26 protein-coding genes are annotated in these 24,386 nt (G+C 51.8%); 18 read left to right on the forward strand and 8 right to left on the reverse strand.

What is annotated here, in order from left to right:
• Positions 1 to 133: 133 nt before the first annotated feature.
• Positions 134 to 634, forward strand: coding sequence for a low molecular weight protein-tyrosine-phosphatase (locus tag ACE418_RS05960; protein ID WP_416449746.1), 501 nt, complete (start codon positions 134 to 136; stop codon positions 632 to 634).
• Here ACE418_RS05960 and ACE418_RS05965 read toward each other — a convergent pair.
• Together ACE418_RS05965 and ACE418_RS05970 are read right to left on the reverse strand one after the other, a co-directional pair.
• Positions 631 to 1,380: a sulfite exporter TauE/SafE family protein gene (locus tag ACE418_RS05965; RefSeq protein WP_416449747.1), complete on the reverse strand. Its 750-nt coding sequence runs from the start codon at positions 1,378 to 1,380 to the stop codon at positions 631 to 633. The genes ACE418_RS05960 and ACE418_RS05965 overlap by 4 nt on opposite strands.
• A gap of 108 nt (positions 1,381 to 1,488) precedes the next feature.
• On the reverse strand, positions 1,489 to 2,169 hold the full coding sequence (locus ACE418_RS05970) for a DUF2249 domain-containing protein (RefSeq protein ID WP_416449748.1): 681 nt from the start codon (positions 2,167 to 2,169) through the stop codon (positions 1,489 to 1,491).
• Positions 2,170 to 2,427: 258 nt separating this feature from the next.
• Between ACE418_RS05970 and ACE418_RS05975 the strand changes: the two genes are divergently transcribed.
• Positions 2,428 to 3,006 (forward strand): lecithin retinol acyltransferase family protein, encoded by a 579-nt coding sequence (locus tag ACE418_RS05975; RefSeq protein WP_416449749.1) that lies wholly within the window; start codon positions 2,428 to 2,430, stop codon positions 3,004 to 3,006.
• A gap of 7 nt (positions 3,007 to 3,013) precedes the next feature.
• On the opposite strand, the gene ACE418_RS05980 is transcribed toward ACE418_RS05975, so the two are convergent.
• Together ACE418_RS05980 and ACE418_RS05985 are read right to left on the reverse strand one after the other, a co-directional pair.
• Positions 3,014 to 4,309, reverse strand: coding sequence for a hypothetical protein (locus ACE418_RS05980; RefSeq protein WP_416449750.1), 1,296 nt, complete (start codon positions 4,307 to 4,309; stop codon positions 3,014 to 3,016).
• Positions 4,310 to 4,415: 106 nt separating this feature from the next.
• Positions 4,416 to 5,273, reverse strand: a complete 858-nt coding sequence (locus tag ACE418_RS05985; protein ID WP_416449751.1) for a LysR family transcriptional regulator — start codon at positions 5,271 to 5,273, stop codon at positions 4,416 to 4,418.
• Positions 5,274 to 5,433: 160 nt separating this feature from the next.
• Between ACE418_RS05985 and ACE418_RS05990 the strand changes: the two genes are divergently transcribed.
• From ACE418_RS05990 to ACE418_RS06020, 7 genes are all read left to right on the forward strand, one after another.
• Positions 5,434 to 6,288, forward strand: coding sequence for an aldo/keto reductase (locus tag ACE418_RS05990; protein ID WP_416449752.1), 855 nt, complete (start codon positions 5,434 to 5,436; stop codon positions 6,286 to 6,288).
• A 9-nt stretch (positions 6,289 to 6,297) separates the two neighbouring features.
• The gene (locus ACE418_RS05995; RefSeq protein ID WP_416449753.1) at positions 6,298 to 7,143 is read left to right on the forward strand and encodes an aldo/keto reductase; all 846 of its coding nucleotides are present in this window, start codon (positions 6,298 to 6,300) and stop codon (positions 7,141 to 7,143) included.
• Between the two features lie 400 nt (positions 7,144 to 7,543).
• The gene (locus ACE418_RS06000; RefSeq protein WP_416449754.1) at positions 7,544 to 8,137 is read left to right on the forward strand and encodes a class I SAM-dependent methyltransferase; all 594 of its coding nucleotides are present in this window, start codon (positions 7,544 to 7,546) and stop codon (positions 8,135 to 8,137) included.
• A 92-nt stretch (positions 8,138 to 8,229) separates the two neighbouring features.
• The gene (locus ACE418_RS06005; RefSeq protein ID WP_416449755.1) at positions 8,230 to 9,132 is read left to right on the forward strand and encodes a Fic family protein; all 903 of its coding nucleotides are present in this window, start codon (positions 8,230 to 8,232) and stop codon (positions 9,130 to 9,132) included.
• 6 nt (positions 9,133 to 9,138) lie between these two features.
• Positions 9,139 to 10,380: a peptidase T gene (gene pepT, locus ACE418_RS06010; RefSeq protein WP_416449756.1), complete on the forward strand. Its 1,242-nt coding sequence runs from the start codon at positions 9,139 to 9,141 to the stop codon at positions 10,378 to 10,380.
• A gap of 231 nt (positions 10,381 to 10,611) precedes the next feature.
• Positions 10,612 to 11,922, forward strand: a complete 1,311-nt coding sequence (locus ACE418_RS06015) for a C1 family peptidase (protein ID WP_416449757.1) — start codon at positions 10,612 to 10,614, stop codon at positions 11,920 to 11,922.
• 15 nt (positions 11,923 to 11,937) lie between these two features.
• Complete coding sequence (locus ACE418_RS06020) at positions 11,938 to 12,261, forward strand: winged helix-turn-helix transcriptional regulator (protein WP_416449758.1); 324 nt, start codon at positions 11,938 to 11,940, stop codon at positions 12,259 to 12,261.
• Between the two features lie 120 nt (positions 12,262 to 12,381).
• On the opposite strand, the gene ACE418_RS06025 is transcribed toward ACE418_RS06020, so the two are convergent.
• Positions 12,382 to 12,843 (reverse strand): nuclear transport factor 2 family protein, encoded by a 462-nt coding sequence (locus ACE418_RS06025; protein WP_416449759.1) that lies wholly within the window; start codon positions 12,841 to 12,843, stop codon positions 12,382 to 12,384.
• A gap of 127 nt (positions 12,844 to 12,970) precedes the next feature.
• On the opposite strand from ACE418_RS06025, the gene ACE418_RS06030 reads away from it, so the two are divergent.
• Positions 12,971 to 13,438 carry a macro domain-containing protein gene (locus ACE418_RS06030; protein ID WP_416449760.1) on the forward strand — a complete coding sequence of 156 codons (468 nt, stop codon included), beginning with the start codon at positions 12,971 to 12,973 and terminating at the stop codon, positions 13,436 to 13,438.
• A 15-nt stretch (positions 13,439 to 13,453) separates the two neighbouring features.
• Positions 13,454 to 13,864, forward strand: a complete 411-nt coding sequence (locus ACE418_RS06035) for a peptide deformylase (RefSeq protein WP_416449761.1) — start codon at positions 13,454 to 13,456, stop codon at positions 13,862 to 13,864.
• A gap of 216 nt (positions 13,865 to 14,080) precedes the next feature.
• Here the strand turns inward: ACE418_RS06035 and ACE418_RS06040 are convergent, their stop codons facing one another.
• Positions 14,081 to 14,623 (reverse strand): MarR family winged helix-turn-helix transcriptional regulator, encoded by a 543-nt coding sequence (locus ACE418_RS06040; protein ID WP_416449762.1) that lies wholly within the window; start codon positions 14,621 to 14,623, stop codon positions 14,081 to 14,083.
• A 306-nt stretch (positions 14,624 to 14,929) separates the two neighbouring features.
• Here ACE418_RS06040 and ACE418_RS06045 point away from each other — a divergent pair, with 306 nt between their 5' ends.
• The 7 genes from ACE418_RS06045 to ACE418_RS06075 all read left to right on the forward strand — a co-directional run bounded on the left by ACE418_RS06045 (position 14,930) and on the right by ACE418_RS06075 (position 22,925).
• Positions 14,930 to 16,156 carry a dicarboxylate/amino acid:cation symporter gene (locus ACE418_RS06045; RefSeq protein ID WP_416449763.1) on the forward strand — a complete coding sequence of 409 codons (1,227 nt, stop codon included), beginning with the start codon at positions 14,930 to 14,932 and terminating at the stop codon, positions 16,154 to 16,156.
• A 49-nt stretch (positions 16,157 to 16,205) separates the two neighbouring features.
• Positions 16,206 to 17,405, forward strand: coding sequence for a mandelate racemase/muconate lactonizing enzyme family protein (locus tag ACE418_RS06050; protein ID WP_416449764.1), 1,200 nt, complete (start codon positions 16,206 to 16,208; stop codon positions 17,403 to 17,405).
• Between the two features lie 20 nt (positions 17,406 to 17,425).
• Positions 17,426 to 18,781: a Na+/H+ antiporter NhaC family protein gene (locus tag ACE418_RS06055; RefSeq protein WP_416449765.1), complete on the forward strand. Its 1,356-nt coding sequence runs from the start codon at positions 17,426 to 17,428 to the stop codon at positions 18,779 to 18,781.
• A gap of 183 nt (positions 18,782 to 18,964) precedes the next feature.
• A complete protein-coding gene (locus ACE418_RS06060) occupies positions 18,965 to 19,645 on the forward strand; it encodes a TVP38/TMEM64 family protein (RefSeq protein ID WP_416449766.1) in 681 nt (226 codons plus the stop codon).
• Between the two features lie 34 nt (positions 19,646 to 19,679).
• Positions 19,680 to 20,996, forward strand: a complete 1,317-nt coding sequence (locus ACE418_RS06065) for an SPFH domain-containing protein (protein WP_416449767.1) — start codon at positions 19,680 to 19,682, stop codon at positions 20,994 to 20,996.
• A gap of 10 nt (positions 20,997 to 21,006) precedes the next feature.
• Positions 21,007 to 22,125, forward strand: a complete 1,119-nt coding sequence (locus tag ACE418_RS06070) for a TFIIB-type zinc ribbon-containing protein (RefSeq protein WP_416449768.1) — start codon at positions 21,007 to 21,009, stop codon at positions 22,123 to 22,125.
• A 14-nt stretch (positions 22,126 to 22,139) separates the two neighbouring features.
• Positions 22,140 to 22,925, forward strand: coding sequence for a TPM domain-containing protein (locus tag ACE418_RS06075; RefSeq protein ID WP_416449769.1), 786 nt, complete (start codon positions 22,140 to 22,142; stop codon positions 22,923 to 22,925).
• Between the two features lie 23 nt (positions 22,926 to 22,948).
• On the opposite strand, the gene ACE418_RS06080 is transcribed toward ACE418_RS06075, so the two are convergent.
• A complete protein-coding gene (locus tag ACE418_RS06080; protein WP_416449770.1) occupies positions 22,949 to 23,719 on the reverse strand; it encodes an alpha/beta hydrolase in 771 nt (256 codons plus the stop codon).
• Positions 23,720 to 23,951: 232 nt separating this feature from the next.
• Positions 23,952 to 24,386, reverse strand: a 435-nt coding sequence (locus tag ACE418_RS06085) for a transposase (RefSeq protein WP_416449771.1), incomplete at its 5' end; no start/stop codon positions are given.

Genomic DNA, 24,386 nt, shown 5'->3' on the forward strand with positions numbered 1-24,386 from the left:
AAAAACCTTCGTGCGACAGCCTCTTTTTCTGTTTTGCCAGTGAAAGGCGATGATTTTTCTGATACAATAGAAGGGAAATTTTACAATAATACGAATTTCCCGTTTGTTCAGCATCGAGAGGAGTTTATGAATCGTGATAAAGATAAATTTTGTTTGCCACGGCAATATCTGCCGGTCGCCTATGGCAGAGTTTGTGTTCCGGCAGATGGCGGAGCAGGAAGGGCTGTCAGAACGGTTCGAGGTGGCATCAGCGGCTACGACGGATGAGGAAATCTGGAACGGCTATGGCAATCCGGTCTATCCGCCGGTGGAACGGCTGCTTCGGGAGCACGGTATGGATCCGGATGGGAAGCGGGCCGTCCTGCTGATGGCAGACGATTATGGAACTTATGATTATTTCATCGGCATGGATGACGAGAATCTGCGGGATATGCAGCGGATTTTCCACGGGGATCCGGATCATAAATGCTCGCTGCTCATGGATTATACGGAAAATCCCCGTCCTGTGGCCGATCCGTGGTATACGCGGGATTTCCAGCGGACCTGGGACGATGTCCAGGAAGGTTGTCAGGGACTGCTGACCTGCCTGCGGGACCCGTTGAGGGACTGTACGGCGAATGTCCGTACTCATTAGGGCCATAGCGTCTGGATGATTCCGGACAGGGAGGCTCCATAGAGGAGAATCCAGATGATCTGGCGGATCCGCTGTTGAGAAATGTAGGAATAGGTCAGATTGCCTATAATCAGCCCGATGACCAGTGCCGGGAGCAGATAGAAAAAATCGGTCAGCGAGGCGCATACATCGTATCCGCCGGCCAATTCGACTAAGAGGGAGGTGAAATTCGAAATAAAGAAAAAAATGAAGTAGCTGGCACGCAACCGGTCCGGATCGAGCCGGGTATTGGCCAGATACATCATGAGCGGCGGGCCGCCCATTCCCGTCGTGACCGAAGCGATACCGGCAAAAAATCCGGTCGTTACCGTGTGCGCCGTCGTTTCTCTAAAGGTATGGTGTGTCCACTGAATGAGCAGCATGGATAAGATAATCGAGCCGTCTACGATGAGTTTCAATGCCGTACTGCTTACGGTATCATAAATCAGGAATCCCGGTCCTTCGCCCAGCAGAACGCCAAGATAAAGCCAAAGGACTAGTTTCAGGTAGGCCTTACGGAAATAGAAAAGACACTGTGCCAGGTTACCGCTGCAGGCCAGCAGCAATACGAGCGTCACGACTGTTTTGGAATCATAAAAAAACATCAGTAACGGGGCTGTGATAATAGCCAGTCCGAACCCCGTCACTGATTGTAAATAAGCAGCCAGGATAACACAAAGAAAAGGCTGGATATGTTGCAAAAGCAGCCCAAAATACGTTGCCATCATGCCGGTTCATCTCCTATCTGCACATATTATACAGACGGATAGGAATCGGCGTAAGTACCTAAGAAAAAGATAAGCAGCTCATCAATTTATGATAATGTACAGCGGAGGTTACGGGCATACGCCTTTTTTGTCTGAAAATTTTTCCTTCAGCAACTGATTGATTTCGTTTCTTTCTTTTCCTTGTTTTTCCAGCTGCTTAATTATTTTATACGCATGAAACAGTGGAGACGGGGCAATTTCAGAACTGAAGAAGCCGATACCCATGTTCCAGGCCAGTTGTTCGAATACATCATCCAGGGCTCTGGAGTCCAGTCCGTTGGCATAGGCTTTCAGCAGTTCCCTCATAGCCTGCCGCATTCTCCCGGCACCGACGGCATTCGCCAGAGAGAGCAGGAGCCGGATGTTATAATCGAGATAGCGTTTTTCGCTCTTCCAGGTCATATCCCAGAATGCGACAGCTAGTTCGCCCAGCTTTTCATCGATCATGGGATAATTCGTGATGACTGCCGGCCGTTCTGGCGCCTCTTCTACGTTCCCTTTTTCTTCGGTCCGGTAGAAATAAGCGTGGTATTCATGTTCTGCTGTCTTCTCTGTATAGTGTACATATCCCAGCATTTCCATTACTTCATAGAGCGGAATGGGCTCAAAGGTTTGGATGACTTCCATCCCTTCGCCAACGGGCAGTTTGGCGGCCTGTTTTTTCAGCCCGTCAAGGAAATTGCCGGCTATGCCGCGCACGTCCACTTTTTTTAAACTTGTTACTTTATATTTCCAGTCCAGATTTTTCATAGGTATGCCCTTTTCTTTTGCCTTTTATGATGCTGTCATCATAGGCATTTTTGGTTTTCTTCGTCTTGCTGGAGTCAGTATAGCATGGCCGGGGGGATAAGTATGTTTGTTTTATAACCAAATAGGATATTTCAACGAAGCAGAGAGGGGACTTGTCTTTTTGGCCGGTGAAAGGCGGCACGCTGGCGGGTGGACCGTACGGCGAACAAAAAATGATGACAGCTTGATAAGAGTTAAGCAATTTTGTTGGGAGTGACGATGATGGCCATTGATCTGAATTCGATTTTGTCCTTGTTGCAGGATGATGGAACGCCGGAACATTGGGCCCGGCAGGCGCCGGCTGCGGGCGACCATATCCGCGTGCGCCGGCTGGGCGGTTTGTATTACCATCACGGCATCTATGTCAGCGATGACGAAGTCATCGCCTTTGCCGGCGATGATGACTATAATCCCATCGACTGGTGGGATACGGAAATCCGGGCGACGTCGTTCGAGGAATTCCGCCAGGGCGGCGACGTGGAAGTGCGGCAGTATACGCCTGCCGAACAGGCGCAGCTCTGTTCCGTACCGGAAACTATCGCCTTTGCACGGGCTTGCCTGGGCAATAAGAAATACGACCTGCTCTTCCATAACTGCGAGCATTTTGCCAATGCCTGCAAGCTCGGCGTCTATCGCAGCCATCAGACGGAAGATATCCTCTTCGGCAGGGCCATCCCCAAAGCCCTGGAATGTCTCGGTGACGACGCGCAGCGGAGTCAGTGGCTTCAGGATGCCTGGCACGATTTGACGGCGCAAGTCCTGGACAAGCTGCGCCGGGACGGGGAATCCAAGGACTGACGGGAACTCAGTGGCCGGCCTGGTGGATGCCTTCGAAGTCGTATCCGGCATATCGGGCGCCGATGTCGTCCTGGCCGCCATTCAGGGCCAGGTAGAGCAGGTAGCGTTCGTAATCCATGATGACCGGCGCCTGGTGCTGGTCATAGACCTTCTGGGCGGCTGTGATGACTTCAGCGGCCTGATGATAGGCAGACGGCGTCATCCAGGGTTTGCCGGCGGGAACGCCGCGGCCGTCCGTGCTGATGGCCGTATGAGCCAGCTGCTGCCAGCTCTGGTTCAGGGCCTGTTTCAGGAGTGGAGCGGCACTGTCTCCGGACGTAAAACCGGCAGGCGCACCGGGCTGGCCGGACGAGGTGGGGACGAGCCATAAGGTGACGGCCGGGGCTTCCGGACGGTGCATGGCCTTGAAGTAATGCAGGGTATTGATGAATTCACCGCAGCGGTTGGAAATCGGCAGGTTGTCGCGGGAAAAACGCATAGCGTCGTGATAGCGGATCCCGTTCAGCTGGTAATAGCGGTGGTCCTTGGCCGCCTGCAGCGGTCCCGTTACAGGAATGGCCCGCCGGAGGGTCCAGCCCGATGGCGTATAGGCGAAAAGGGCCATATCGCCGGGCCTGATGGAGGCATCCATGTTTTCCGGGGCGACTTTTTCACCGCTTCCTTCGGTGAAATGGGACGCATCATACGCCCGGCCTTCTCCGGGGACGGCCGGGGGATAGGCATTGGCTGACAGCCGGCGTACAAGGATGTTGCCTGCGTCATCCTTGTCCAGCGTCTGGGGAATGATGGCTTCCCATACGCTGGCTTCGATGGCATCCCCATAGTGATCGCCGTCCTGGTCGTAAATGCGGATTTCCAGTCCTGCCGGGATACGCTTTACCACTGCCAGGGCCGCATCGTCATAAGCCGTATAGGTTTTCTTATCGACGACGTAATGGTCCGCTTCTTTGGCGAGCCAGACCGTGCCATTGACGGTATAGCCCTTCGGCCAGTCTTTGGCCAGGGTCTGGGCGTCGGCCGGGATGGCGAAGCCGTTGATGCGGAAGCGGCCGGCTTTTATGATGTCGCGTACACCGGCTTCGGCAGACGGTGCTGCAAAGAGCCCGTCATACGTGCTGTCCGTGACGGTGCGGATGGCGCGGCCTTCACTTTTTGTTATCACGGCAGCCAGCGGTGCCGTGACCGATGAGCCGCTGGGGTCCGCTGCCGTCAGCGGCGGGTGCGCCGGTTGTGGGACGGCAGCTCCCATGACGGCCAGGGGCATCAGGGATGCCAGGAACGTAACGAGTAGTCTTTGGTACATAATGAAAACCCTCCTCATTTTAGATGAAGGCATTATAACACGTTTTTCCTTTTTCCGTAAGAAGGCACTTTTAGGGTAGTATCCTGTACCGGCCAGAGGGCAGGCCTCAGAGAATCGTCCGGTCATTGATTTGCTGGAAGAGTTTTTCATAGCGTTTCTGTTCACTTTTCAGGCAGACGAGGTAGTAGTCTGTCTGACATTCCGGGTCCGCCAGGGAAATGTTGAAGCGGCCCGGAATTTTTTGTCCCTGTCCGAGAAAGTAGCTGGAAGAAAAACAGGGGTAATCCGAATGTTCAATCAGTTCCCGGAAGGTATCCCGCTGTATCTGCAATAAATAACGGGCGTGCGGTGTCTTTTCCCGGGTCATGTTCATCCAGAAGCCGATGTGGGAAAAAAGGAGAATTGCCCGGCCATCCAGGTCTTGCAGGCGGACTTCCGGATAAAAGGCCAGCGGATCCGAGGAGCGGACGGAGAGGTAGAGTTTTTCGCTGCCGCATTTCTTGACGAGGAATTCATCGCCGTCAGGACGGGTATGCATGACGGCCAGCTGATACGTCTGGTTGCGCAGGCCGTCCGGGAAGGTGGCATCATCTTTCATATCGGCAGATAAGGTCATGCCCTGGAAGATGCCGTTCAGCAGCGGCGTCAGTACCATCTGCGGTACAGGCGCGCAGTAGCCGATGGAAATCGTGTGCAGGCTGCGGTCATAGCTGCGGATGCGGCTGCAGAAATCCTGGTTTTCCTGGAGGATGCGCTGGGCATAATACACGGCATAGCTGCCTGTCTGCGTCAGCTGCAGGTGGTTTTTGCTGCGTACGAATAAGGGGACGCCCAGTTCGTCTTCCAGTTTTTTCATAGAACGCGTCAGGGCCGGCTGGGACGTATGCAGGTCCTGGGCCGCCTGGGTCAGGGTACCGGCTTTGGCGAAGGCGACGAATTGTGCTAGCAGGGTCGTTTCGATCATGAAGTGTCCTTTCTACAATCCAGTATACAAAAAGTGGATAGTGAAATCCTCTGTTGGCATTGTACATCTTTTACGGGCTGTTGTAAAATCTTAGATGTAGACAGGAAACACTGATTACAAGCTATACAGAATTGTTGAAATCTGAAAGGAGATTTTACACATGGAATATACAACTTTGAGCAATGGGGTACCGATTCCCCTGCTAGGATTGGGCACGTTCATGATCAGCCCGGAAGACACGGAAAAATCCGTATATGCTGCCTTGAAGATGGGCTACCGCCTCATCGACACGGCCAACGCTTATGTCAATGAAGAAGCTGTCGGCAAGGGACTGCGCCGGGCATTGGAAGAAGGCCTGGTCAAACGGGAAGATGTATTTATTTCGACGAAATTGTGGCCGACGCTGTATGAAAACGCCCAGGCTGTCGACAAGACCCTGGAACGCCTGGGTGTCGACTATGTCGATCTGCTGTTCATCCATCAGCCGGCTGGCAATTATCTGGCCGGGTATGCCACGATTGAACAGGCCTATCGCGACGGCAAGGCCCGTTCCCTGGGGATTTCCAATTTCCACGGCGACAAACTGGAAAATCTCCTGGCCCATGCCGATATCAAACCGCAGGTCATCCAGTTGGAAACGCATCCGTATCACGTCTATGACGATATCATGGCCCGCCTGGCAGCATATGGCACGAAGCTCATGGGCTGGTATCCTTTGGGCCATGGCGACCCGGAACTGCTTCGCGACCCGGTATTTACGGCCCTGGCTGACAAGTATCACAAGAGTACGGTACAGATTATCCTGCGCTGGGCCGTACAGCGTCAGTTCATCACCATTCCCGGCACGAAGAATCCGGACCATCTGCGCAGCAATTTCGACATCTTCGATTTTGCCCTGACAGAGGAAGAAATGGCTGCCATCAACGGACTGAACGGGACACGCCAGTATTATACGGCAACGCCGGATTTGGAAAACCGCTATGCCAGCATGCATCTGCCTTTTGAAGATAAATAGGAGGACATTATGGAATTCGTAACTTTGAATAACGGCGTCACTATGCCGAAATTAGGATTTGGTGTTTATCAGACGGCACCGACTGACACGGAAAAAGCCGTCAGTGAAGCCTTGGAAACGGGATACCGCCTCATCGATACGGCCGCATCTTACCGAAACGAAGAAGGTGTCGGCGCTGCCGTGCGTCAAAGCGGCATCCGCCGGGAAGACTTATTCATCACGACCAAATTGTGGGTCCAGGACCATGGCTATGATGCCACCCTGAAGGCTTTCGACGTATCGATGAAGAAACTGGGCCTGGATTATTTGGACCTCTATTTAATCCATAAACCGTATGGCGATTACTACGGAGCCTGGCGGGCCATGGAAAGGCTCTATCAGGAAGGCCGTATCCGGGCCATCGGCGTCACCAGTTTCTGGAACGAACGGCTGGCCGACCTGGCCAACATGAATACCATCACGCCGGCTGTCAACCAGATTGAAACCAACGTATGGGACCAGAAATGGGCTGAAGAAGGCCTCATGAAAGAACTGGGCATCCAGCAGGAAGCCTGGGCACCCTTTGCCGAAGGGAACAACGATGTCTTCCACACGCCGCTCCTGATGGATATTGCTGCCAAACACGGCAAGACCGTCGGTCAGGTCATGCTGCGCTGGCTGCTCCAGCGGGATATCGTCGTCATCCCCAAGACGGTCCATAAAGCGCGGATGCAGGAAAACATCGACGTCTTCGACTTTACCCTCGACGAAGAAGACATGAAAGCCATCCGCACGCTGGATACGGGCAAGAGCACCATTTACGACGAAATGGACCCGCATATTGCCATGGCTATCGGTAAAAAGACTATCCACTAGATGCCAGCCACCAGCTGCTAATCCCTAATCCCTAACTACTTAAAAGGCGCTGTCGCATGAAGGCCTCTGCCATTATGCGAGGTCCCATTCTCTTTATAGTTTGTAGTTTGCAGAAAATGGCTTTAAATTTAAAACCATTTACTAAAAACTACAAACTTAATGCTCAAAAGGGGCTGTCGCACGAAGGTTTCTGCCATCATGTGATGCCCCGTTTACTTTATAGTTTGTAGCACAGAGTTTGTAGTTTGCAGAGAAAAGCTTTAAATTTAAACCCATCCGCTAACAACTAACAACTAGCCACTAACAACTTGAAAGGAGCTGTCGCGATGCGACAGCTCCTTTTTTTATCCCCTGGAATCGAGTATAATAGGGTATCAGATTACGTTGAGGAGGGTATACGATGGACAAACAGGAATGGGAACATATATTGAATATCAAGACGGCCGGCCGCGATGACAGCCAATCCGATGGAGAGCATCATCCTTATGAGCCGACGGATTACGGCGTTCTCGAGCGACTGGCCAACAGCGGCTATATCGGCAAGAAAGATACGCTCATCGATTACGGCAGCGGCAAGGGGCGGGTCAGTTTTTTCCTGGCCTATCAGACGCGGTGCCGGGCCATCGGGGTAGAATATGACCGTCGCTTGTGGGAAAAGGCCATGGACAATGGACAGACGGCCGTATCCCGGCGGCGCGTGTCCTTCGTCCTGGCCGATGCTGTGGAGTACGAAGTCCCACCGGAAGGGACTTGTTTCTTTTTCTTCAATCCCTTTGCCCTGCACACGCTGAAACGGGTCCTGGGAAAGCTCTTCGACGCCCATTACCATGCGCCGCGGCCAATGTACCTGTTTTTCTATTATCCTTATGAAGAAACGGAAGTTTTCCTGACACACCATCCGAACCTCATCGTCGAAGATGTCATCGACTGCCGCGACTTGTTCGATGAGGACGATGACCGGGAAAAAATCCTGGTCCTGCGGCTGAGTGACTGAATACCGGCAATTTATCTCATGAAAATATTCAAGTTAAACGATTGATAAATTGCCGATAACGGCATATAATAAAAACAAGAGGGGTGATGACTATGGATGCTATGTCCGTCAAAGAAGCAGCCCGCCGTTGGGGTCTTTCTGAGCGGTCTGTCCGTAATTATTGTGCCGAAGGCCGGATTGCCGGGGCTTTTTTGACCGGGAAAACTTGGCGTATTCCAGCAGATGCCGAAAAACCGGCCAGGAAGGAGCGGCAAAAAAGGAAATCCCCATCGCTGCTCCAGGTCTTGCGGCGTGAGAAGAAGAGTCACCTTTCCGGTGGCATCTATCATAAGCTGCAAATTGATATGACCTATAACTCGAACCATATTGAAGGAAGCCATTTGACGGAGGAGCAGACGCGATACATCTTTGAAACGAGGACTATCGGCATTACTCAGCAGGCTGTCCGCGTCGACGATATTGTAGAAACGGCAAATCATTTTCACTGCATCGATAAAGTCATCGACCATGCGGAACAGGGGTTGTCGGAACGCTTCATCAAGCAGCTCCACGGTATCCTCAAGACCGGGACCAGTGATTCCCAGCAGGAATGGTTTGCTGTAGGGGCTTATAAGAAACTGCCTAACGAAGTAGGCGGCCAGCCAACGACAGCTCCAGAAGACGTTCCAGCGGCCATGGCTTCTTTATTACAGGACTATGGTGTTACGACAGCTAAGACGCTCGATGATATTTTAGCTTTTCATGTACGCTTTGAACGAATCCATCCTTTTCAGGATGGTAATGGCCGGATTGGCCGGCTGCTGATGCTCAGCGAATGTCTGCGCAATGATATTGTACCCTTCATCATTACCGATGAATTGAAACTCTTTTATTATCGCGGCCTCCATGAATGGGACCAGGAACGGGGATTCCTTCGGGATACGTGCCTGACGGCGCAAGACTATTTTAAGAAAGTGATGGATTACTTCCGCATTTCTTATGAAAAAGGAGAATGATTACCTATGATAGATACGGAACATGTCGTACAGCGTTTTTTGAAGTATGTTTCTTTTGATACCCAGTCCGATGAAGATAACGATGCCGTCTGCCCCAGTACGCCGGGACAGATGGTCTTTGCCAAAGAACTGGCAGGGGAATTGAAAGCCATCGGCTTGTCCGATGTCACCTTGGACGAACACGGGTATATCATGGCCACACTGCCGGCCAACGGAGCCCAGGGGCCGGTCGTCGGCTTCATTTCCCACGTCGATACCAGTCCGGATGCTTCGGGGAAGGACATCAAACCCGTCCGCGTCACTGACTATGATGGAAAGGACATCGTCCTCAATGAAGCACAGGGCATCGTCTTTTCGACAAAGGCTTTTCCGGAAGTCTTGAAATACAAGGGCCAGGACATCCTCTTCACAGATGGGACGACCCTCCTCGGAGCTGACGATAAAGCGGGCGTCACGGCCATCGTCAGTGCCATGGAATACCTCATCCAGCATCCGGACATCGCTCACGGAATGATCCGCATCGGCTTTACGCCTGATGAAGAAACGGGGCGCAGCGCCGCCTTGTTCGACGTGCAGCAGTTCGGCGCTGATTTTGCCTATACCGTCGACGGCAGCGAACTGGGCGGCCTGGAATATGAAAATTTCAATGCTGCCAATCCCGTCATCACCTTCCATGGCCGCAGCGTGCATACGGGCGACGCCAAAGGAAAGATGGTCAACGCATTGTCGATTGCCGCAGAATGGCAGCAGCTCCTGCCGGCTGGGGAAAAGCCGGAATATACCGAAGGCCATGAAGGCTTCTTCCACGTCTATAAGCTGAATGGCGATGTCGAAACGTGCACCATGCACATGCTCGTCCGCGACCATGACCGCCAGCACTTTGAACGGCGCAAGGCCCTGCTGCAGCAGATGGCGGACTTCTTCAATCAGAAATACGGCGAAGGTACGGTGACTGTCACGCCGCATGATGTCTATTATAATATGTTGGAAAAAATCGAAGACGGCCACATGGATGTCGTCGATTTAGCCAAAGAAGCCATGGAAGCTGCCGGCGTCACGCCGCAGGTCGCTCCCATCCGCGGCGGTACCGACGGGGCCCAGCTCTCCTTCCGCGGTCTGCCGTGCCCGAATTTGTTTACTGGCGGTGCCAACTTCCACGGCCGCTATGAATACCTGCCCATCCCGTCGCTGGTCAAGGCCTGCGAAACGGTCATCGAAATCGCCAAACGGGCAGCCAAACGTCCGTAGGCGCCGGATGGTCCTGCAACGATGAACAACCTGTGACAAGAAGACAAGACCTTCGTAGGGGCCGTCCCAAAGGGCGGCCCGCCTGATATGATGGTGTATACGTAATGCATAACGGGTGATGTGTGAAAACATTGCGGGACGCCTTAGCAGGACGTCCCCTACGGAGCGGTTCATGCGATGTGGCGATTCTCGTCATTTTCAGGATGGGGAATGATAAAAGGGGGAATTTTGATGAAAGAGATTACTCATGATATGTTAGCCCAGTTCCGCACGGCTTATGAAGCCGACGGGCAGGCCCAGGTCCTGCATTCGGCCCTGGCCAAGACGGATATGGCCGACCTGGCCTATGTCCCGACAGCCGGTGCCCGGCTCAAGGGCGCTTTTTCTGTCGAAGTGAAGACGCGGGGCATTACGGCCCAACAGAAGTCCGGCCGCTGCTGGCTCTTTGCGGCGCTCAATATCCTGCGGGAAAAGGTAGCCGAAACGTGCCATCTCGACCAGTTCGAACTGTCGCAGAATTACTTGTCTTTTTACGATAAATTGGAAAAAGCCAATAATTTCCTGGAAATGGTCATCGAAAACGCCCAGGCACCCATCAAGGGCCAGCTCATGCAGTACGTCCTGCGGGGCATGACCGATGGCGGGTATTGGAGCGAAGCCGTCGACCTCATCGAAAAATATGGCGTCGTTCCCAAACAGGTCCAGCCGGAAACGTACCAGTCCGAACATACTGACCGCTTTGTAGCCTCCATGAACCGGCTCCTGCGCAAGGATGCCATGGAACTGCGGGAACTCGTCTTGGCCGGCAAAGACCCGTATGCCCGGAAAGCAGCCATGATGACTGAAGTCTACAAGGCTGCCTGCATCGCTTTTGGCCAGCCTGTCCAGACCTTTGACTTCGCTTACCGCGATAAAGAGAATAATTATCACGAAGAACGGAACCTGACGCCGCAGGCTTTCTACCAGAAATACATCGGCCTGTCCCTGCGCGATTACGTGGCCGTCATCAATGAACCGACGGCCGATAAGCCGCTGGATACGCCCATCCAGTTCCATGCCGTTGAAAATATGGCCGGCCGTGACATGAAGGCCTTGAACTTGTCGCAGGAAGCCCTGGAAGCACTCTGCGTCAAGCAGTTGAAAAATGGCCAGGCCATCTGGTTCGCCTGCGATGCCGGAGCCTTCGGCGCCCGGAAAGAAGGTATCTGGGACCCGGCCAGTGTCCAGTACGAAGCCCTCTTAGGCGGCTATTCGACGGATATGCCCAAAGGAAAGCGCCTGGAATACAACAGCAGTTCGGCAACCCACGCCATGCTGCTCACCGGCGTCCATTTCGACAAGGACGGCAAGCCGGACCGTTGGAAAATCGAAAATTCCTGGGGCCAGGATGTCGGCGACAAAGGCTATTTCGTCTGCTCTGAAGCCTATTTCCAGGAATTTGTCTACGAAGCCGTCATCGACCGCCGTCATTTCAGCCCGGCCCAATTAGCCATGATGGAAAAGGAACCGGTCGTCATCAACGCCTGGGACGAAGACTATTAGGAAAGAAGGAGCTCTATGTATACCTTTGATGGCAAAGCTTATGACTGCCCATTCGACTGCTTCATCGATATCATTAAGGGAAAATGGCGGACGTCCATTTTGCTGGTGCTGGCAGAAGGGCCGATTTTCTTTGCCCACTTGCAGCGGCGCCTGCCGGGCATCAGTGCCAAAGTGCTGACGGAAAACCTGCACGTCTTCGAGCGCAACGGCTTGGTTACACGGACCGTCCATGCTACGGTGCCGCCGACGGTTGCCTACAGCCTGACCGACCGGGGCGAGCAGCTGATCCGCGTCATGCAGGGCATCAACGGCTGGGTCGACGGCTTTTTTGGCAAGTGAAAAGAGGCTGTCGCAGGAAGACAGCCTCTTTTCGAGGGTTAAGTTTGCAGTTTGCAGTTTGTAGTGAAGGGACCTTGCATAATGACATAAGCCCTCGCGCGGCAGTCCCTTTGAAAACAACTAGAACATGGTATTATTGTTGGCTGCCTTATCCGGGATATCCTGGATGACGTCCCAGTGTTCGACGATTTTCCCGTCTTTGATGCGGAAAATGTCGACGGCAGCCTGCCCGCGGTCATCTTTTGCGAGTTTGATATGGTTGTGGATGAAGACCAGGTCACCATCAGCTCCGATGTGCTTGATGACAGCCGTGCTGTCCGGGTAGGCTTTCAAGAATCCGGCGACGCCGTCCTTGAAGGCCTGTTTGCCATCGGCGAATTCCGGGCTGTGCTGGGTATAGACCGGAGCGACCATCGTGTCGATGACGGCCGTATTGTGTTTGTTGAATACTTCATTCCAGAAATATTCGGCCATGGCCTTGTTGCTTTTGAAATGGGGCGTATCGGCTGCCAGCGATGCACCCATGGGCAGGCAGCTGATCAGTGCCAGGGTCAGGCCTAAGAAAAGTGTTTTTTTGTTCATGTGTAGGACCTCCTTGATGTATAGCTTTATTATAAAGAAAGTTTCTCATTTACGGAAGAAGGTACTTTGAAGTCAGGTCCTTACGCAGAGGTAAGTTTTGGTTTTTTTGGCTCAAGGAGGGATTGTTATGGCCTTTTCTATTGTTCACGGGGATATTGTCCAAATGAAAACCGATGCCATCGTCAATGCAGCGAATTCCCGCCTGCTCGCCGGCAGCGGCGTCTGCGGGGCCATTTTCCACGCTGTCGGGCCGCGGGCCCGGGAACTCCAGGAAGATTGCCTGGCCCAGGCGCCCTGCCCGACGGGCCAGTCGGTCCTGACGGACAGTTATGGATTGAAGGCGAAATACATCATCCACACCGTCGGCCCTGTCTGGCAGGGAGGGCGAAGCGGAGAACGCGACCTGCTGACCAGCTGTTATGCGACGGCCCTGGCTTTGGCCGCCGAACACGGCTGCCGGTCCATTGCCTTTCCGCTCATTTCGGCAGGCATTTTCGGCTATCCGAAAGCCGAAGCCTTGGAAGTGGCCCGGGAAGCGGCAGCGGCATTCTTGAAACATCATGACATGGATATCTATCTGGTCTTATATCCCTGAAGAAAGGAAAGAATTATGATTCGCAATATTGTACACGACGTCATCTTCTTGGGCCGTAAATCCGAAGCGGCGACCAAAGAAGATTTACCTGTCGTCCAGGACCTGCTCGACACGCTGAAAGCGAACCGCATGACCTGTGTCGGCATGGCGGCGAATATGATCGGCTCATTGAAGCGCATTATCGTCGTCCATACGGAACGGGGGGACGAAATCCTCATCAACCCGGTCATCGAAAAGAAGGCAGAGCCCTTCCCGGCAGAAGAAGGCTGCCTGTCCCTGGTCGGCAAACGGAAGACGACGCGCTATCGGAAGATACAAGTCTTCTATCAGGACCGCCGGTTCCGCAAACACCGCCAGACCTTCACCGGCTGGACGGCCCAGATCATCCAGCACGAATGTGACCATCTGGACGGTATCATCATCTAATTATAAACTTCATATGCAAGAGGGGCTGTCGCACGAAGTTTTTTGCCATCATGCGAGGCCCCTTAAACTTAAAAGTTTTTCGTTCGTAGTTCATCGTTCATCGCAATGAATTTATATTTTTTAATCCCATACGACAAACGATGAACGACCTACGATCAACGTAAAAGGAGCTGTAACAAAATGAGATTTTTGGCTCATTTTGTTACAGCTCCCTTTTTATTTTTTCGATTCTTTTTTTCTTTCTTTTACGATTTCTGCGTAGCGTTTTTTTTCACGCTGCAACACGTCTTCGAAATATTTTGTCCGGAAAGCTGTTAGTTTGAAATATCCGTTGATTTCTTCTGGTGTACAATACTCCGAAGCTGCCATGAGGTAGTCGGCAGTAGTCCGGCGGTCAAAGGCGATGTGTTTGCGACAGGTTTGCTCTCCTTTTTCGGTTAAATAGAGATTGTGTTCCCGCATATTTTCAGGATTTACTTTTTGTTCAATAAAACCGTCCTTCTCCAACTTGGAAAGCATCGAGGAAACCGTGCCTTTCGTGCGGAAGGTCAACTGACAGATTTGTTTGGCGGTCATACCAGGACAGCGCTGAATGAATCCCAGTGTATGAATCTCGATTTCACTCATGAAAAATCCGGGAGCATATTCCCTGGGAATAGACTGATAGACATTCATTAACATATTATAGCGGAAAATGATATCTACTTTTTCATCGAGATTGGCGAATATATCTGTGACATCTTTTGTTTTTTCCATCATGACCGAATCAACTCCTATCTGGTCCTATCTGTCTAAGTAAGAAAATAGTTTGATAGTATTATATATTATAAGAAATATAATTGTCAATAAATCAAACCATTTTAGTTTCACAACAGAACCAAAATGATAGTCATATGACTAAAAATCAATAAAAACAAGCCATTTATGTCTATTTTAGAAAGGAAAAGTACGAAAAATGATTGACTACAAAAAGACTCTATGCTATTATTACCCCAGATAGATTGATTACCAAACTATTTACAAAAAGGTTGAGTACCAAACTATATAAAGAAGAGGTGAGGCGTCGTGAAGGCACATCATGGAGGGACACTCTGGCTGATACTGGGTATCGCTTTAGGAGCTTTGGCTGGTATGGCTATGGGAAAACAAGCGGCAATCTTCAAACCGCTGGGGGATATTTTCTTGAATTTGTTATTTACCTTAGTCGTACCACTGGTTTTCTTTTCGATTTCCGGAGCTGTTTCGGCTTCGTCGAATGTGAAGCGCCTGGGAAAGTTATTGGGCAGTATGTTGGTCTTATTTATCGGGACAGGAATTTTGGCTTCCCTGTTGACCATCATCGCTTTGTTCCTGATACAGCCGTGTTCAGATATGACGATCCCGACGATTGCATATGCCGATAGTCCTCCTGTCAGCCTAGATTCGGATTTCTCTTTTAGTGCTTATTTCGTCAAGATGGTTACCGTTCCTGAATTTTCGCAGCTGTTGTCGCAGAAAAATATGCTGCCGCTCATCGTATTTTCCGTTTTCTTCGGCATTTGTGTTCCTTTAACGGGGGAACGGGGAACGAAAATTAGTCAGGCTTTGAATGATATAGCAGCAGTCATTTATAAAATGATTGCCTGTCTGATGAAGGCAGCGCCGGTAGGGCTGGGTGCTTATTTTGCCAATATGATTGGAACTATGGGGAGTGAATTCCTGGGGGCTTTTTTCCAAGTCGTGCTCTTTTTCTTCCCCGTGGCCTTGGCCTACTTTTTCTTGGCCTTTCCGCTGTATTGTTTTTTCGCCGGCGGCTGGCCTTGTGTCAAAGGGTTCTTTAAATACTCGTTCACACCGGCCGTTACGGCCTTGAGCACAAGTTCCAGCAATGCAGCCATTCCCGTACAACGGCGCTTCTGTGATGCCATGCATGTACCGCCTGATATTTCCGGCATCGTCCTGCCTATGGGGGCGACGATGCACATGGATGGAGGCTGTATCGCTACGATTACCAAGATTTATCTGGTCTGTCTGCTCTTTCAGGTCCCTTGGGGATCGTTGGAGGTATTGGCTCTCAGTATTTTCTTGGCTGTTGTAGCTTCTACGGCTATTTCTTCCGTGCCGGGAGGGGGAGCCATTGGCAGTGTCATGATAGTCAGTGCCTTTGGTCTGCCGCCGGCTTCCTTAGGTATCTTGTTATTAGTCGGGACTTTAGTGGATCCCCTGGGTACGATGATTAACTCCACTGGTGACAGCGTTGTTTCTTTCCTGGTAGCGCGCATACTGGAAGGTAAAAAATGGATGTCCCAATGAAGTACATTATAAATTCATTATTTATAAAATTTACAAAGGAGAACTTATCATGAAAATTACCAAGATTGACTTACTCTTATCGGATCCTGTAGAAGGAGGATGGCAGCCGTTATTCTGCCGCATTTATACAGATACTGGTGTCTATGGTGATGGGGAAGCGGCTCTTTCCTATGGCGGTGCTGTTCATGCTGCTTTTGGTATGATGCGGGATTTAGCTCCTGAAATTATCGGCATGAATCCCTTGGAACACGAAGTCATCTGGCAAAAAATGTATAAAGATGCCTGCTTTTTTGGCCTTAACGGCGGTCCGATTACCTTTGCCGGCATGAGCGCCATCGATGTGGCCCTTTGGGATATCAAAGGTAAGGTTTATCAAGCTCCGTTATGGGAAATGCTGGGTGGCAAACAGCGTACAAAATTACGGGCTTATGCCAGCCAGCTGCAGAATGGATGGGCGGGTCATCGCCGTCCGGCACGGACTCCAGAAGATTATGCTCACGATGCCAAAGTGGCGGTAGAAAAAGGCTTCGATGCTGTGAAATTCAATTTTACGACATTCCGTGAAGATGAAGGCCGTTATGCGGGAACGGAACAGACGGCTTTCCTGCATCCGAAATACATGAAGGTCATTGAAAGCCGTATTGCTGCTGTCCGGGATGTCTTGGGGGACACTGGCGATATCATCTTGGAAAATCATGCTTATACGGACGCTCAGTCAGCGGTACAGATGGGGCAGATGGCTAAGAAATACGGTATCCTTTATTTCGAGGAACCCGTGGCTCCTCATGCTGATGCCCTGCGCTTTGTGTATGATCATACTGGCATTCCTGTTGCCAGTGGGGAACGAATCTATTCGCGCTGGCAGTTCCAGGAATGCTTGGACAAAGAAGCCATTCAGGTTATCCAGCCGGATATCGGCAACAGCGGCGGCATTACAGAAGTTAAGAAAATCTGTGATATGGCCTATAGCCGTGAAGTCGGCGTTCAGATCCATGTCTGCGGCTCGCCGTTGATTGTGGCAGCATCCCTGAATTTAGAAGCGACACTGCCTCATTTTGTCATTCATGAATATAACGTCAATACGTCTATGCCGAAAATGTTGAAATTGACGAAATATACCTATGAACCGGAAAACGGACAGATGGATATTCCTTCGCTGCCTGGGATTGGCAATGAGATTTCGGATTATGCTTTCCAGCACAGCCAAATCGTATCGGTTACGGCTGATGACAAACAAGAAATTTTATAAGTCTGAAAGGGGTTATTGGGATGGAAAAATTGACAAAGGCAAAGAATTATGGTGGCAAAGCATTGCTTCCTATTGTCGTATTTCTGGTACTCTATGTAGGCTGTGGTATTGTCTTTACGGCATTGGGATATGATAAACCGTTCTGGATTATGCCTCGGTATTCATCAATCCTTTTTGCCGTACTCGTGGCATTGATTTGTTTTGAACCGAAGCGGTCGGTAACAGAAAAAGTCGATTTGTGGAGTAAAAATGCCGGAAAACCTGGCGTCATGCAGTTAGGTTTGATGGTACTCATGGCCGGTGGTTTTGCAAAAGCTTGTGCCGTCATCGGGGGACAGGCATCTATCGTCAATTTGGGGGTATCCTTGATTCCGAGTTATTTGCTTGTACCAGGACTGTTTGCCATCTGTGCCATTATTTCTACTTGTATCGGAACATCCATGGGGACCCTGGCTACGATGATACCGGTAGCGGCTGCGCTGTCACAGGGCGCTGGCATCAATCCAGCCATGGCCGGAGCCGCTGTCATCACTGGTTCTTATTTTGGCGATAACTTGTCGATGATTGCAGCGACGACGATTTGTGCAGCTCGTGGTGTCGGGGCCGATATGAAAGAAAAGTTTAAATTCAATTTCTATGTAGCCTTGCCAGCCACTATCCTCACGTTGGTATTGTATGCTTTCCTGGGCAGCAGTTCGTCGACGACCGTAGCTGCTGGCGAATATAACTTAATTACGATTTTGCCGTATATTTCGACATTAGTCTTTGCCTTGATGGGATTGGATGTCATTTTAGTCCTAGCCATTGGCATTGGCTTGGCTGGCGTTATTGGTATCTGCATGGGAACGGCTGACTTTTTCACATGGGCGCAGGCCGTTTCGGCCGGGATGGAAAGCATGTTCTGGCTGGCCGTCTTCGCGCTGATGATTGCCGGATTGGTTGGCATGGTTTCCTATTATGGTGGTGTACAATGGTTGGTTGACAATGTCACCAAAAAAATCAAAGGCCGGAAAAGTTGTGAATTCATCGTCGGCGGCTTATCGCTCCTGTTGTCGGCTACGATTGTCAATAATGTCATGGCTATCATGATTACGGCACCGATTGCTAAGGAATTAGGAGAAAAGTATACCATTGATTCCCGCCGTCTGGCCACATGGCTTGATATCGGAGCCTGCATTGCCGTCATGATCGTCCCGCATGGGACAGGCGCTCTGATGGTACAGGAGGTCATGGGAGCCACGTATTTGGAAATCCTGTCTTATCAGCTCTATCCCTTGTTCCTCATCATCAGTTGTGCTGCTTTCATGCAGTTTGGTTTGCTGCGATTGCAGAAAAAGAAAGAACCGCAAGTTAAGACAATCCTTGCAAAAAATTAGATGCATCTCTCTTTTCTTAACAAGACTGCCTCAGGGTTATTTTAATTATCCTGCGGCAGTCTTGTTTTCTATGCTATAATATAGAAATAAGCGGTGGGCTAATGGTCCGTAGGGGCCGTCCTGCAAGGCGGCCCGTTGGGGGCCATGAATTTATGAATACTTTCTAAGAAAGAGAGACCATGTATGAATAAGTCGATGCTTGCGAATTTGATGAAACCTTTGACACTGGGACTGATTGTGGCGGTATTTCTGGCCATTCACTGGGCCATTCCTTCCTTTTACAGTACCTTGTGGCAGTTGACGCTGAGCCATGATATTCCGGGGCTGACATCGTATATTTCTTCCTTTGGCAGTATTGCCGTGGTCCTCATGATCCTGCTCATCGTCTTGACCAATATGACCGGTCTGCCGTCGGTTCAGTTCGTCACGGTCAATGGCATCTTATTTGGCCTGCTGCCGGGCATCGTCATTTCCTGGGCCGGGCAGGTCATCGGCAATGTCCTGGCCTTTGTCATCATGCGCTATGTTTTCCGCCATAAGGCGCAGGCCCTGGTCGATAAGAGCCGCTGGCTGTCCAGGCTGAACCGCAAGATTGATTTCCGGCTCATCTTTTTCTTCCGGGCCATTCCCTATTCTCCGAATTTCGTCATCACCGCCCTCTGTGCCCTGAGCCGTGTCCGCTTCGGCGAACATATGGCGGCGACGATGGGCGGCAAGTTCCTGGCTGTCTGTATGGAAGTCTGGCTGGGATACGATCTCATTCATTTCAACCCGCGCAGCCTCATCCTGGCGGGGGTCATGGTCTGTCTGCTGGCGGTGGGGCTCTTTGGCAGCCGCTATTGGCAGAAGAAAAGTGCAAAATAAAAGTCCTATAGAATAAAGACAGGAGGGATTTCTCATGGGTTTGATCAAAGCAGCCATCGGGGCTGTCGGCGGCGTCCTGGCCGACCAGTGGAAAGAGTTTTTTTATTGTGACAGCCTGAATGAAAATATCTTGATGGCGAAAGGTCAGAAGCGGACCAGCAGCCATGGCCGCAGCGGCAATACCGACGGCGAAGACAATATTATTTCCAACGGCTCGCGCATTGCCGTCAACAACGGCCAGTGTATGCTCATCGTCGAATCAGGCAAGGTCGTCGAAGTCTGTGCCGAACCGGGCGAATATACCTATGATGCTTCGACGGAAGCGTCTATCTTCGACGGCGACTATGCCGGCGACTTGGGAGAATCGTTCCGCCAGCTCGTCCGCCAGATGAAGGAACGCTTTGCCTTTGGCGGTGATACGGGCAAGGACCAGCGGGTCTACTACATCAACCTCAAGGAAATCATCGGCAATAAATACGGGACCCCTAGTGAAGTCCCCTTTAAGTCCTATGACGATACGACGGGGCTGGCCCTGCTCATGCGCCTGCGCTGCTTCGGGGAATACAGCTACCGCATCGCCAATCCGATTCTGTTCTATACGAATGTCGCCGGCAATGAAGGGGACGTGTACGAACGGAGCCGCCTCGACAGCCAGCTCAAGTCAGAGCTCCTGACGGCCCTGCAGCCGGCCTTTGCCAAGGTTTCGGCCCTGCACATCGACTATTCCCAGCTGCCCGGCCATACGCCGGAACTGGCTCAGGCCCTGAATGAAGTCCTGTCGCCGAAATGGCGCGACCTGCGGGGCATCGAAATCGTATCCATCGGCATCAACAGTGTCAAGGCCAATGAGGAAGATGAAGCGAAGATTCAGAAAGCCCAGATGGGCCTGACCATGTCCCGGCCGGACATCGGTCTGGGGACCCTCGTCGATGCGACGGCGGACTCCATGCGCACGGCCGCTGCCAATGAAGGCGGTATGGGTGCCGCCATGGGCTATATGGGCATGAACATGGCCAATCAGGCCGGCGCCGGACTGGCTCAGGAACTGGCAGCCCGCCAGGCGGCTTCCGGGCCTGCGCCGGCTGCAGCGGCACCGGCTGGCAGTTGGACCTGCTCTTGCGGTCAGACCGGCAATACGGGGAACTTCTGCACGGCCTGTGGCCGTCCCAAACCACAGGCATCATCCTGGACCTGCCCGAACTGTGGTCAGGCCGGGAATACAGGCAATTTCTGCAGCAACTGCGGTTCGCCGCGCCCTCAGGTCCCGGCCAGCTGGACGTGCCCGTCCTGCGGGACCGTCAATACCGGGAATTTCTGCATGAACTGCGGTACGAAGAAAACCGGGATGTGAGGTGAGGGCCATGGCAGACACGTCGGTCAGTTATAAATGTCCGAACTGCGGGGCTCCGCTGCAATTCAATCCGAAAGCGAAGTCCGTCACTTGTGATTATTGCGATACGAAATTCGACGTCCAGACCCTGGAAGCCCTATATGCCCAGAAAGAAGCGCGGGCAGCCGAAGCCGATGCGGCCCGCCAGGTCCGTTGGAAGACCGAAGAAGCTGGCCAGGACTGGAGCGATGAGGAAGCGGCTCATTTGCAGACCTATACCTGCTCGTCGTGCGGCGCTGAAATCGTCTGCGACGAAAATACCATGGCGACGGAGTGCTGTTACTGCGGCAATCCGACCCTCATCCCCAGCCGTTTTTCCGGAATGCTCAAGCCTGATTACGTGATTCCCTTCAAAAAGACGAAAGACGAAGCCGTAGCGGCGTTGAAGCAATTCTATCAAGGGCGCTGGCTCCTGCCCAAGGCTTTTACGGCCCATAACCGCGTCGAAGCCATCCAGCCCATGTACGTCCCGTTCTGGCTTTTCCATGCCCAGGTCACGGCGTCGGCGGCTTTCCGGGCCGAAGACGATGCCGTTTTCGAGACGCCGGACGAGACGATCATCGAAACGAGTATCTATCACTGCGACCGGACGGGCTCCCTGGCCTTTCACCGCATCCCCGTTGACGGCAGCCAAAAGATGGATGATACGTATATGGAAAGCATCGAACCCTTTGACTACGGCGAGATGGTCCCGTTCAGCCCGGCTTATTTCGCGGGCTGCCTGGCCGACAAATACGACGTCGACGCCGACGCAGCCGTTCCCAGGGCCGATGAACGGCTCCAGCAGAGCTCCTTTGCCATGCTGGAAGATACGGTCGACAATCACCAGCGCCGGACTTTTGAAGACGGCGTCGTCCATAAAGACGAAGGGACGGTAGAATACGCCATGGCACCGGTCTGGATTTTGACGACGCGCTATGACGGCAAGGCCTACACCTTCATGATGAATGGCCAGACGGGGAAATTTGTCGGTTCCCTGCCTTATGACAAGGCCCGGTCTTATGGTTACGGTGCGGCGCTGGCTGCTGTCCTGGTACCGGTCCTGTACTTCCTGGTGAAATCCGTCATGGTCTGGTCGGGCTTGTTGTGAAGGGAGTGAGTACGATGTGGAAATGGTTGAAAGAAGCCGTCCTTACGGTGGTTGTCTTGGTCCTGACGACGGCTGGCGCCGCAGCAGCAGCGCCGAACCTGTCCGACGGCGCCCATCTGCTTACGCCGGCAGAACAGGCCGAAGTGAAGACGGTCTTGCAGGATACAGAAGCACGGTATGGGGTACGCATTGCCGTAGTCACCGTCGCCTCGACGAAAGGCGTCAAGGCCGGGACGTATGCCAAGGAGCTGCTGGATAAGGACTATACGGATGGCCGAAACGGCAATATGGTCCTGCTCCTGGCCATGGACCGCCATGACTGGTATGTCGCAACCGACAAGGCCATGAAGGAGAAAATCAGCAACAAAAAAGGCATCCCTTATCTCAAGGATGCTTTTCTGCCAGATTTGAAGGACGGTCGTTATGCCAAAGCTTTCGAGGCTTATGGCCAGTCGTCGGCGAAATTATTGGATTATTATCAGAAAAAGGGGAAAGCCTATGACCCGGCTGATGCTTTCAGTCCCCTGGCCCTGGTCGTGGCCCTCGTCCTGGCTGTAGGTGGCGGCGTGGCCTTCCGGGCCTATCTCATCAGCCGGATGAGCAATGTCCATAAAGCGGTGGCTGCCGATGCCTATGTCGACGCCGGCAGCTTCCATGTAACGGACAGCCGCGATACCTTCGTCTTCATGACGGTTCAGCACATCGCTAAGGCCCGTCCAGCTGAGGACGACCTGCCTGACTTCGACAGCGATGACGACGGCAGTGACGACGACCACGGCGGCGGTGGCGGGAGCTTTTAGCATCATTTATGCGATATGCGGGGTTAATCTTCGTCGTGGAAAAATTCGATGATCTTATGGATGGCCAGGGCCATGTGGTTCGGATTCTGAAAGGGATGGTTGGCCCCTTCGACGGGAACGAATTCGATGACATTGTTTTCGGCGAAGTCCCGGACGATGTCAATGGGAATCATTTCGTCCTTGGTCCCGTGGAGGATGAGGATGTCGTCGGCGAAGTCGAAGTATTCGTGGTCGCGGACGTCAAAGCTCTTTAAATCGTCCATGAAGGCCTGGTCGATCTTCATCTTGCGTTCGAAGCCGACCTGGATTTCTTTGCCCTTCTTCAGTTTGGCGAAGCCTTCGTCGGAGATGTGGTTGCTCATGCTTTCATACATGTTGACGCCAGGGCTGCGCAGGGCGATTTTCTTGAAGGGATTGCCCTTTTCGATGAGGTAGCGCAGGGTGAGGTAGGCCCCGAAACTGGTTGAATAGTTATACACGTTCTTAGCCTGTAATTCTGTTTTGGCATAGTCCAGGACCAGCGTCAGATAGGTCATACATTCCGGGATGGACAACTTCTTGCGGGCATCGGCGCCGTGGCAGGGCCAATCGAAGGCGATGACGGCATAGTTCTTGTATTTGCTCGTCAGATGTTCTGCGAAATGGACGGTCCCGGCTGTATCTTTGTGACTGCCGAAGCCATGGGTGACGATGACGACGTTGTCGAAGGTGCGGGTCTGTTTATCATTATCATTGATGAGCAGTTTGCAGCGGATGCTGTAGCCCTGCTGATTGATGTCGAAATTCTTTTCCATACTGTATTCCTCTTTACCCTAGATTCGTCAAAATGACGTACGTCGTTAGTATACCATAAAAAAAGGGGCTGTCGCATTAAGCCATTTTGGCTTCGTGCGACAGCTCTCTTTTTTTGCTCTATTTCATCTTTCTATTCTCTTTTTTCTAGCTAAACGTAAAAAAAGGTACACGAAACAGACCGGCCATCAGGTCGGCAAAAAAACGTGTACCTTTTTCTATGTATATAGTTATTCAAGCACTCTTTTTCACTTTTTTTAAGGAATAAAGGTATGTCCCCAAATTACCGGATTGTAGCTTGTGATGTAAGGTCAAGACATTGTGGGCCATTGCCAGTATGATACTGGTTACCAGGGCGTTCTCAGTTCCATGGCTTAAAAAACGCCGGAACGACAGATTCGCCTTGATGTCGGAAAAAGCGCCTTCAGACTGGATGGAACGGTTCATTCGAAGCATCTTCCCTGTAGGAGAACTGATGTGAGCTTCCATTTCGGCCCGTTGGGCTTGGAACCTTTTAGAAAGTTCTAATTGCTTCGTCCTTTTTTCCAACGGCTTCTTGCTGCGATTGCCATGAATGCATCCTTTCTTATAGGGACAGTCCGAACAATCTTCACAGACATAATGGCTTTTGCATATTTTAAATCCCGTGCTGGTTGTTTCAGTCTTTTT

It is taken from the genome of Megasphaera jansseni, assembly GCF_047974155.1.
GTDB lineage: Bacteria > Bacillota > Negativicutes > Veillonellales > Megasphaeraceae > Megasphaera.

Excerpts from the sequence above, each read along its gene's own strand:
- ACE418_RS06050 (WP_416449764.1), top strand. The coding sequence starts at position 16,206 with ATGAAAATTACCAAGATTGACTTACTCTTATCGGATCCTGTAGAAGGA.
- ACE418_RS06040 (WP_416449762.1), bottom strand. The coding sequence starts at position 14,623 with ATGATGGAAAAAACAAAAGATGTCACAGATATATTCGCCAATCTCGAT.
- ACE418_RS06020 (WP_416449758.1), top strand. The coding sequence starts at position 11,938 with ATGTATACCTTTGATGGCAAAGCTTATGACTGCCCATTCGACTGCTTC.
- ACE418_RS05995 (WP_416449753.1), top strand. The coding sequence starts at position 6,298 with ATGGAATTCGTAACTTTGAATAACGGCGTCACTATGCCGAAATTAGGA.
- ACE418_RS06055 (WP_416449765.1), top strand. The coding sequence starts at position 17,426 with ATGGAAAAATTGACAAAGGCAAAGAATTATGGTGGCAAAGCATTGCTT.
- ACE418_RS06065 (WP_416449767.1), top strand. The coding sequence starts at position 19,680 with ATGGGTTTGATCAAAGCAGCCATCGGGGCTGTCGGCGGCGTCCTGGCC.
- ACE418_RS06080 (WP_416449770.1), bottom strand. The coding sequence starts at position 23,719 with ATGGAAAAGAATTTCGACATCAATCAGCAGGGCTACAGCATCCGCTGC.
- ACE418_RS06030 (WP_416449760.1), top strand. The coding sequence starts at position 12,971 with ATGGCCTTTTCTATTGTTCACGGGGATATTGTCCAAATGAAAACCGAT.
- ACE418_RS06070 (WP_416449768.1), top strand. The coding sequence starts at position 21,007 with ATGGCAGACACGTCGGTCAGTTATAAATGTCCGAACTGCGGGGCTCCG.
- ACE418_RS06015 (WP_416449757.1), top strand. The coding sequence starts at position 10,612 with ATGAAAGAGATTACTCATGATATGTTAGCCCAGTTCCGCACGGCTTAT.
- ACE418_RS06075 (WP_416449769.1), top strand. The coding sequence starts at position 22,140 with ATGTGGAAATGGTTGAAAGAAGCCGTCCTTACGGTGGTTGTCTTGGTC.
- ACE418_RS05980 (WP_416449750.1), bottom strand. The coding sequence starts at position 4,309 with ATGTACCAAAGACTACTCGTTACGTTCCTGGCATCCCTGATGCCCCTG.
- ACE418_RS05990 (WP_416449752.1), top strand. The coding sequence starts at position 5,434 with ATGGAATATACAACTTTGAGCAATGGGGTACCGATTCCCCTGCTAGGA.
- ACE418_RS05970 (WP_416449748.1), bottom strand. The coding sequence starts at position 2,169 with ATGAAAAATCTGGACTGGAAATATAAAGTAACAAGTTTAAAAAAAGTG.
- ACE418_RS06035 (WP_416449761.1), top strand. The coding sequence starts at position 13,454 with ATGATTCGCAATATTGTACACGACGTCATCTTCTTGGGCCGTAAATCC.
- ACE418_RS05985 (WP_416449751.1), bottom strand. The coding sequence starts at position 5,273 with ATGATCGAAACGACCCTGCTAGCACAATTCGTCGCCTTCGCCAAAGCC.
- ACE418_RS06005 (WP_416449755.1), top strand. The coding sequence starts at position 8,230 with ATGGATGCTATGTCCGTCAAAGAAGCAGCCCGCCGTTGGGGTCTTTCT.
- ACE418_RS05965 (WP_416449747.1), bottom strand. The coding sequence starts at position 1,380 with ATGATGGCAACGTATTTTGGGCTGCTTTTGCAACATATCCAGCCTTTT.
- ACE418_RS06060 (WP_416449766.1), top strand. The coding sequence starts at position 18,965 with ATGAATAAGTCGATGCTTGCGAATTTGATGAAACCTTTGACACTGGGA.
- ACE418_RS06025 (WP_416449759.1), bottom strand. The coding sequence starts at position 12,843 with ATGAACAAAAAAACACTTTTCTTAGGCCTGACCCTGGCACTGATCAGC.
- ACE418_RS06000 (WP_416449754.1), top strand. The coding sequence starts at position 7,544 with ATGGACAAACAGGAATGGGAACATATATTGAATATCAAGACGGCCGGC.
- pepT (WP_416449756.1), top strand. The coding sequence starts at position 9,139 with ATGATAGATACGGAACATGTCGTACAGCGTTTTTTGAAGTATGTTTCT.
- ACE418_RS05975 (WP_416449749.1), top strand. The coding sequence starts at position 2,428 with ATGATGGCCATTGATCTGAATTCGATTTTGTCCTTGTTGCAGGATGAT.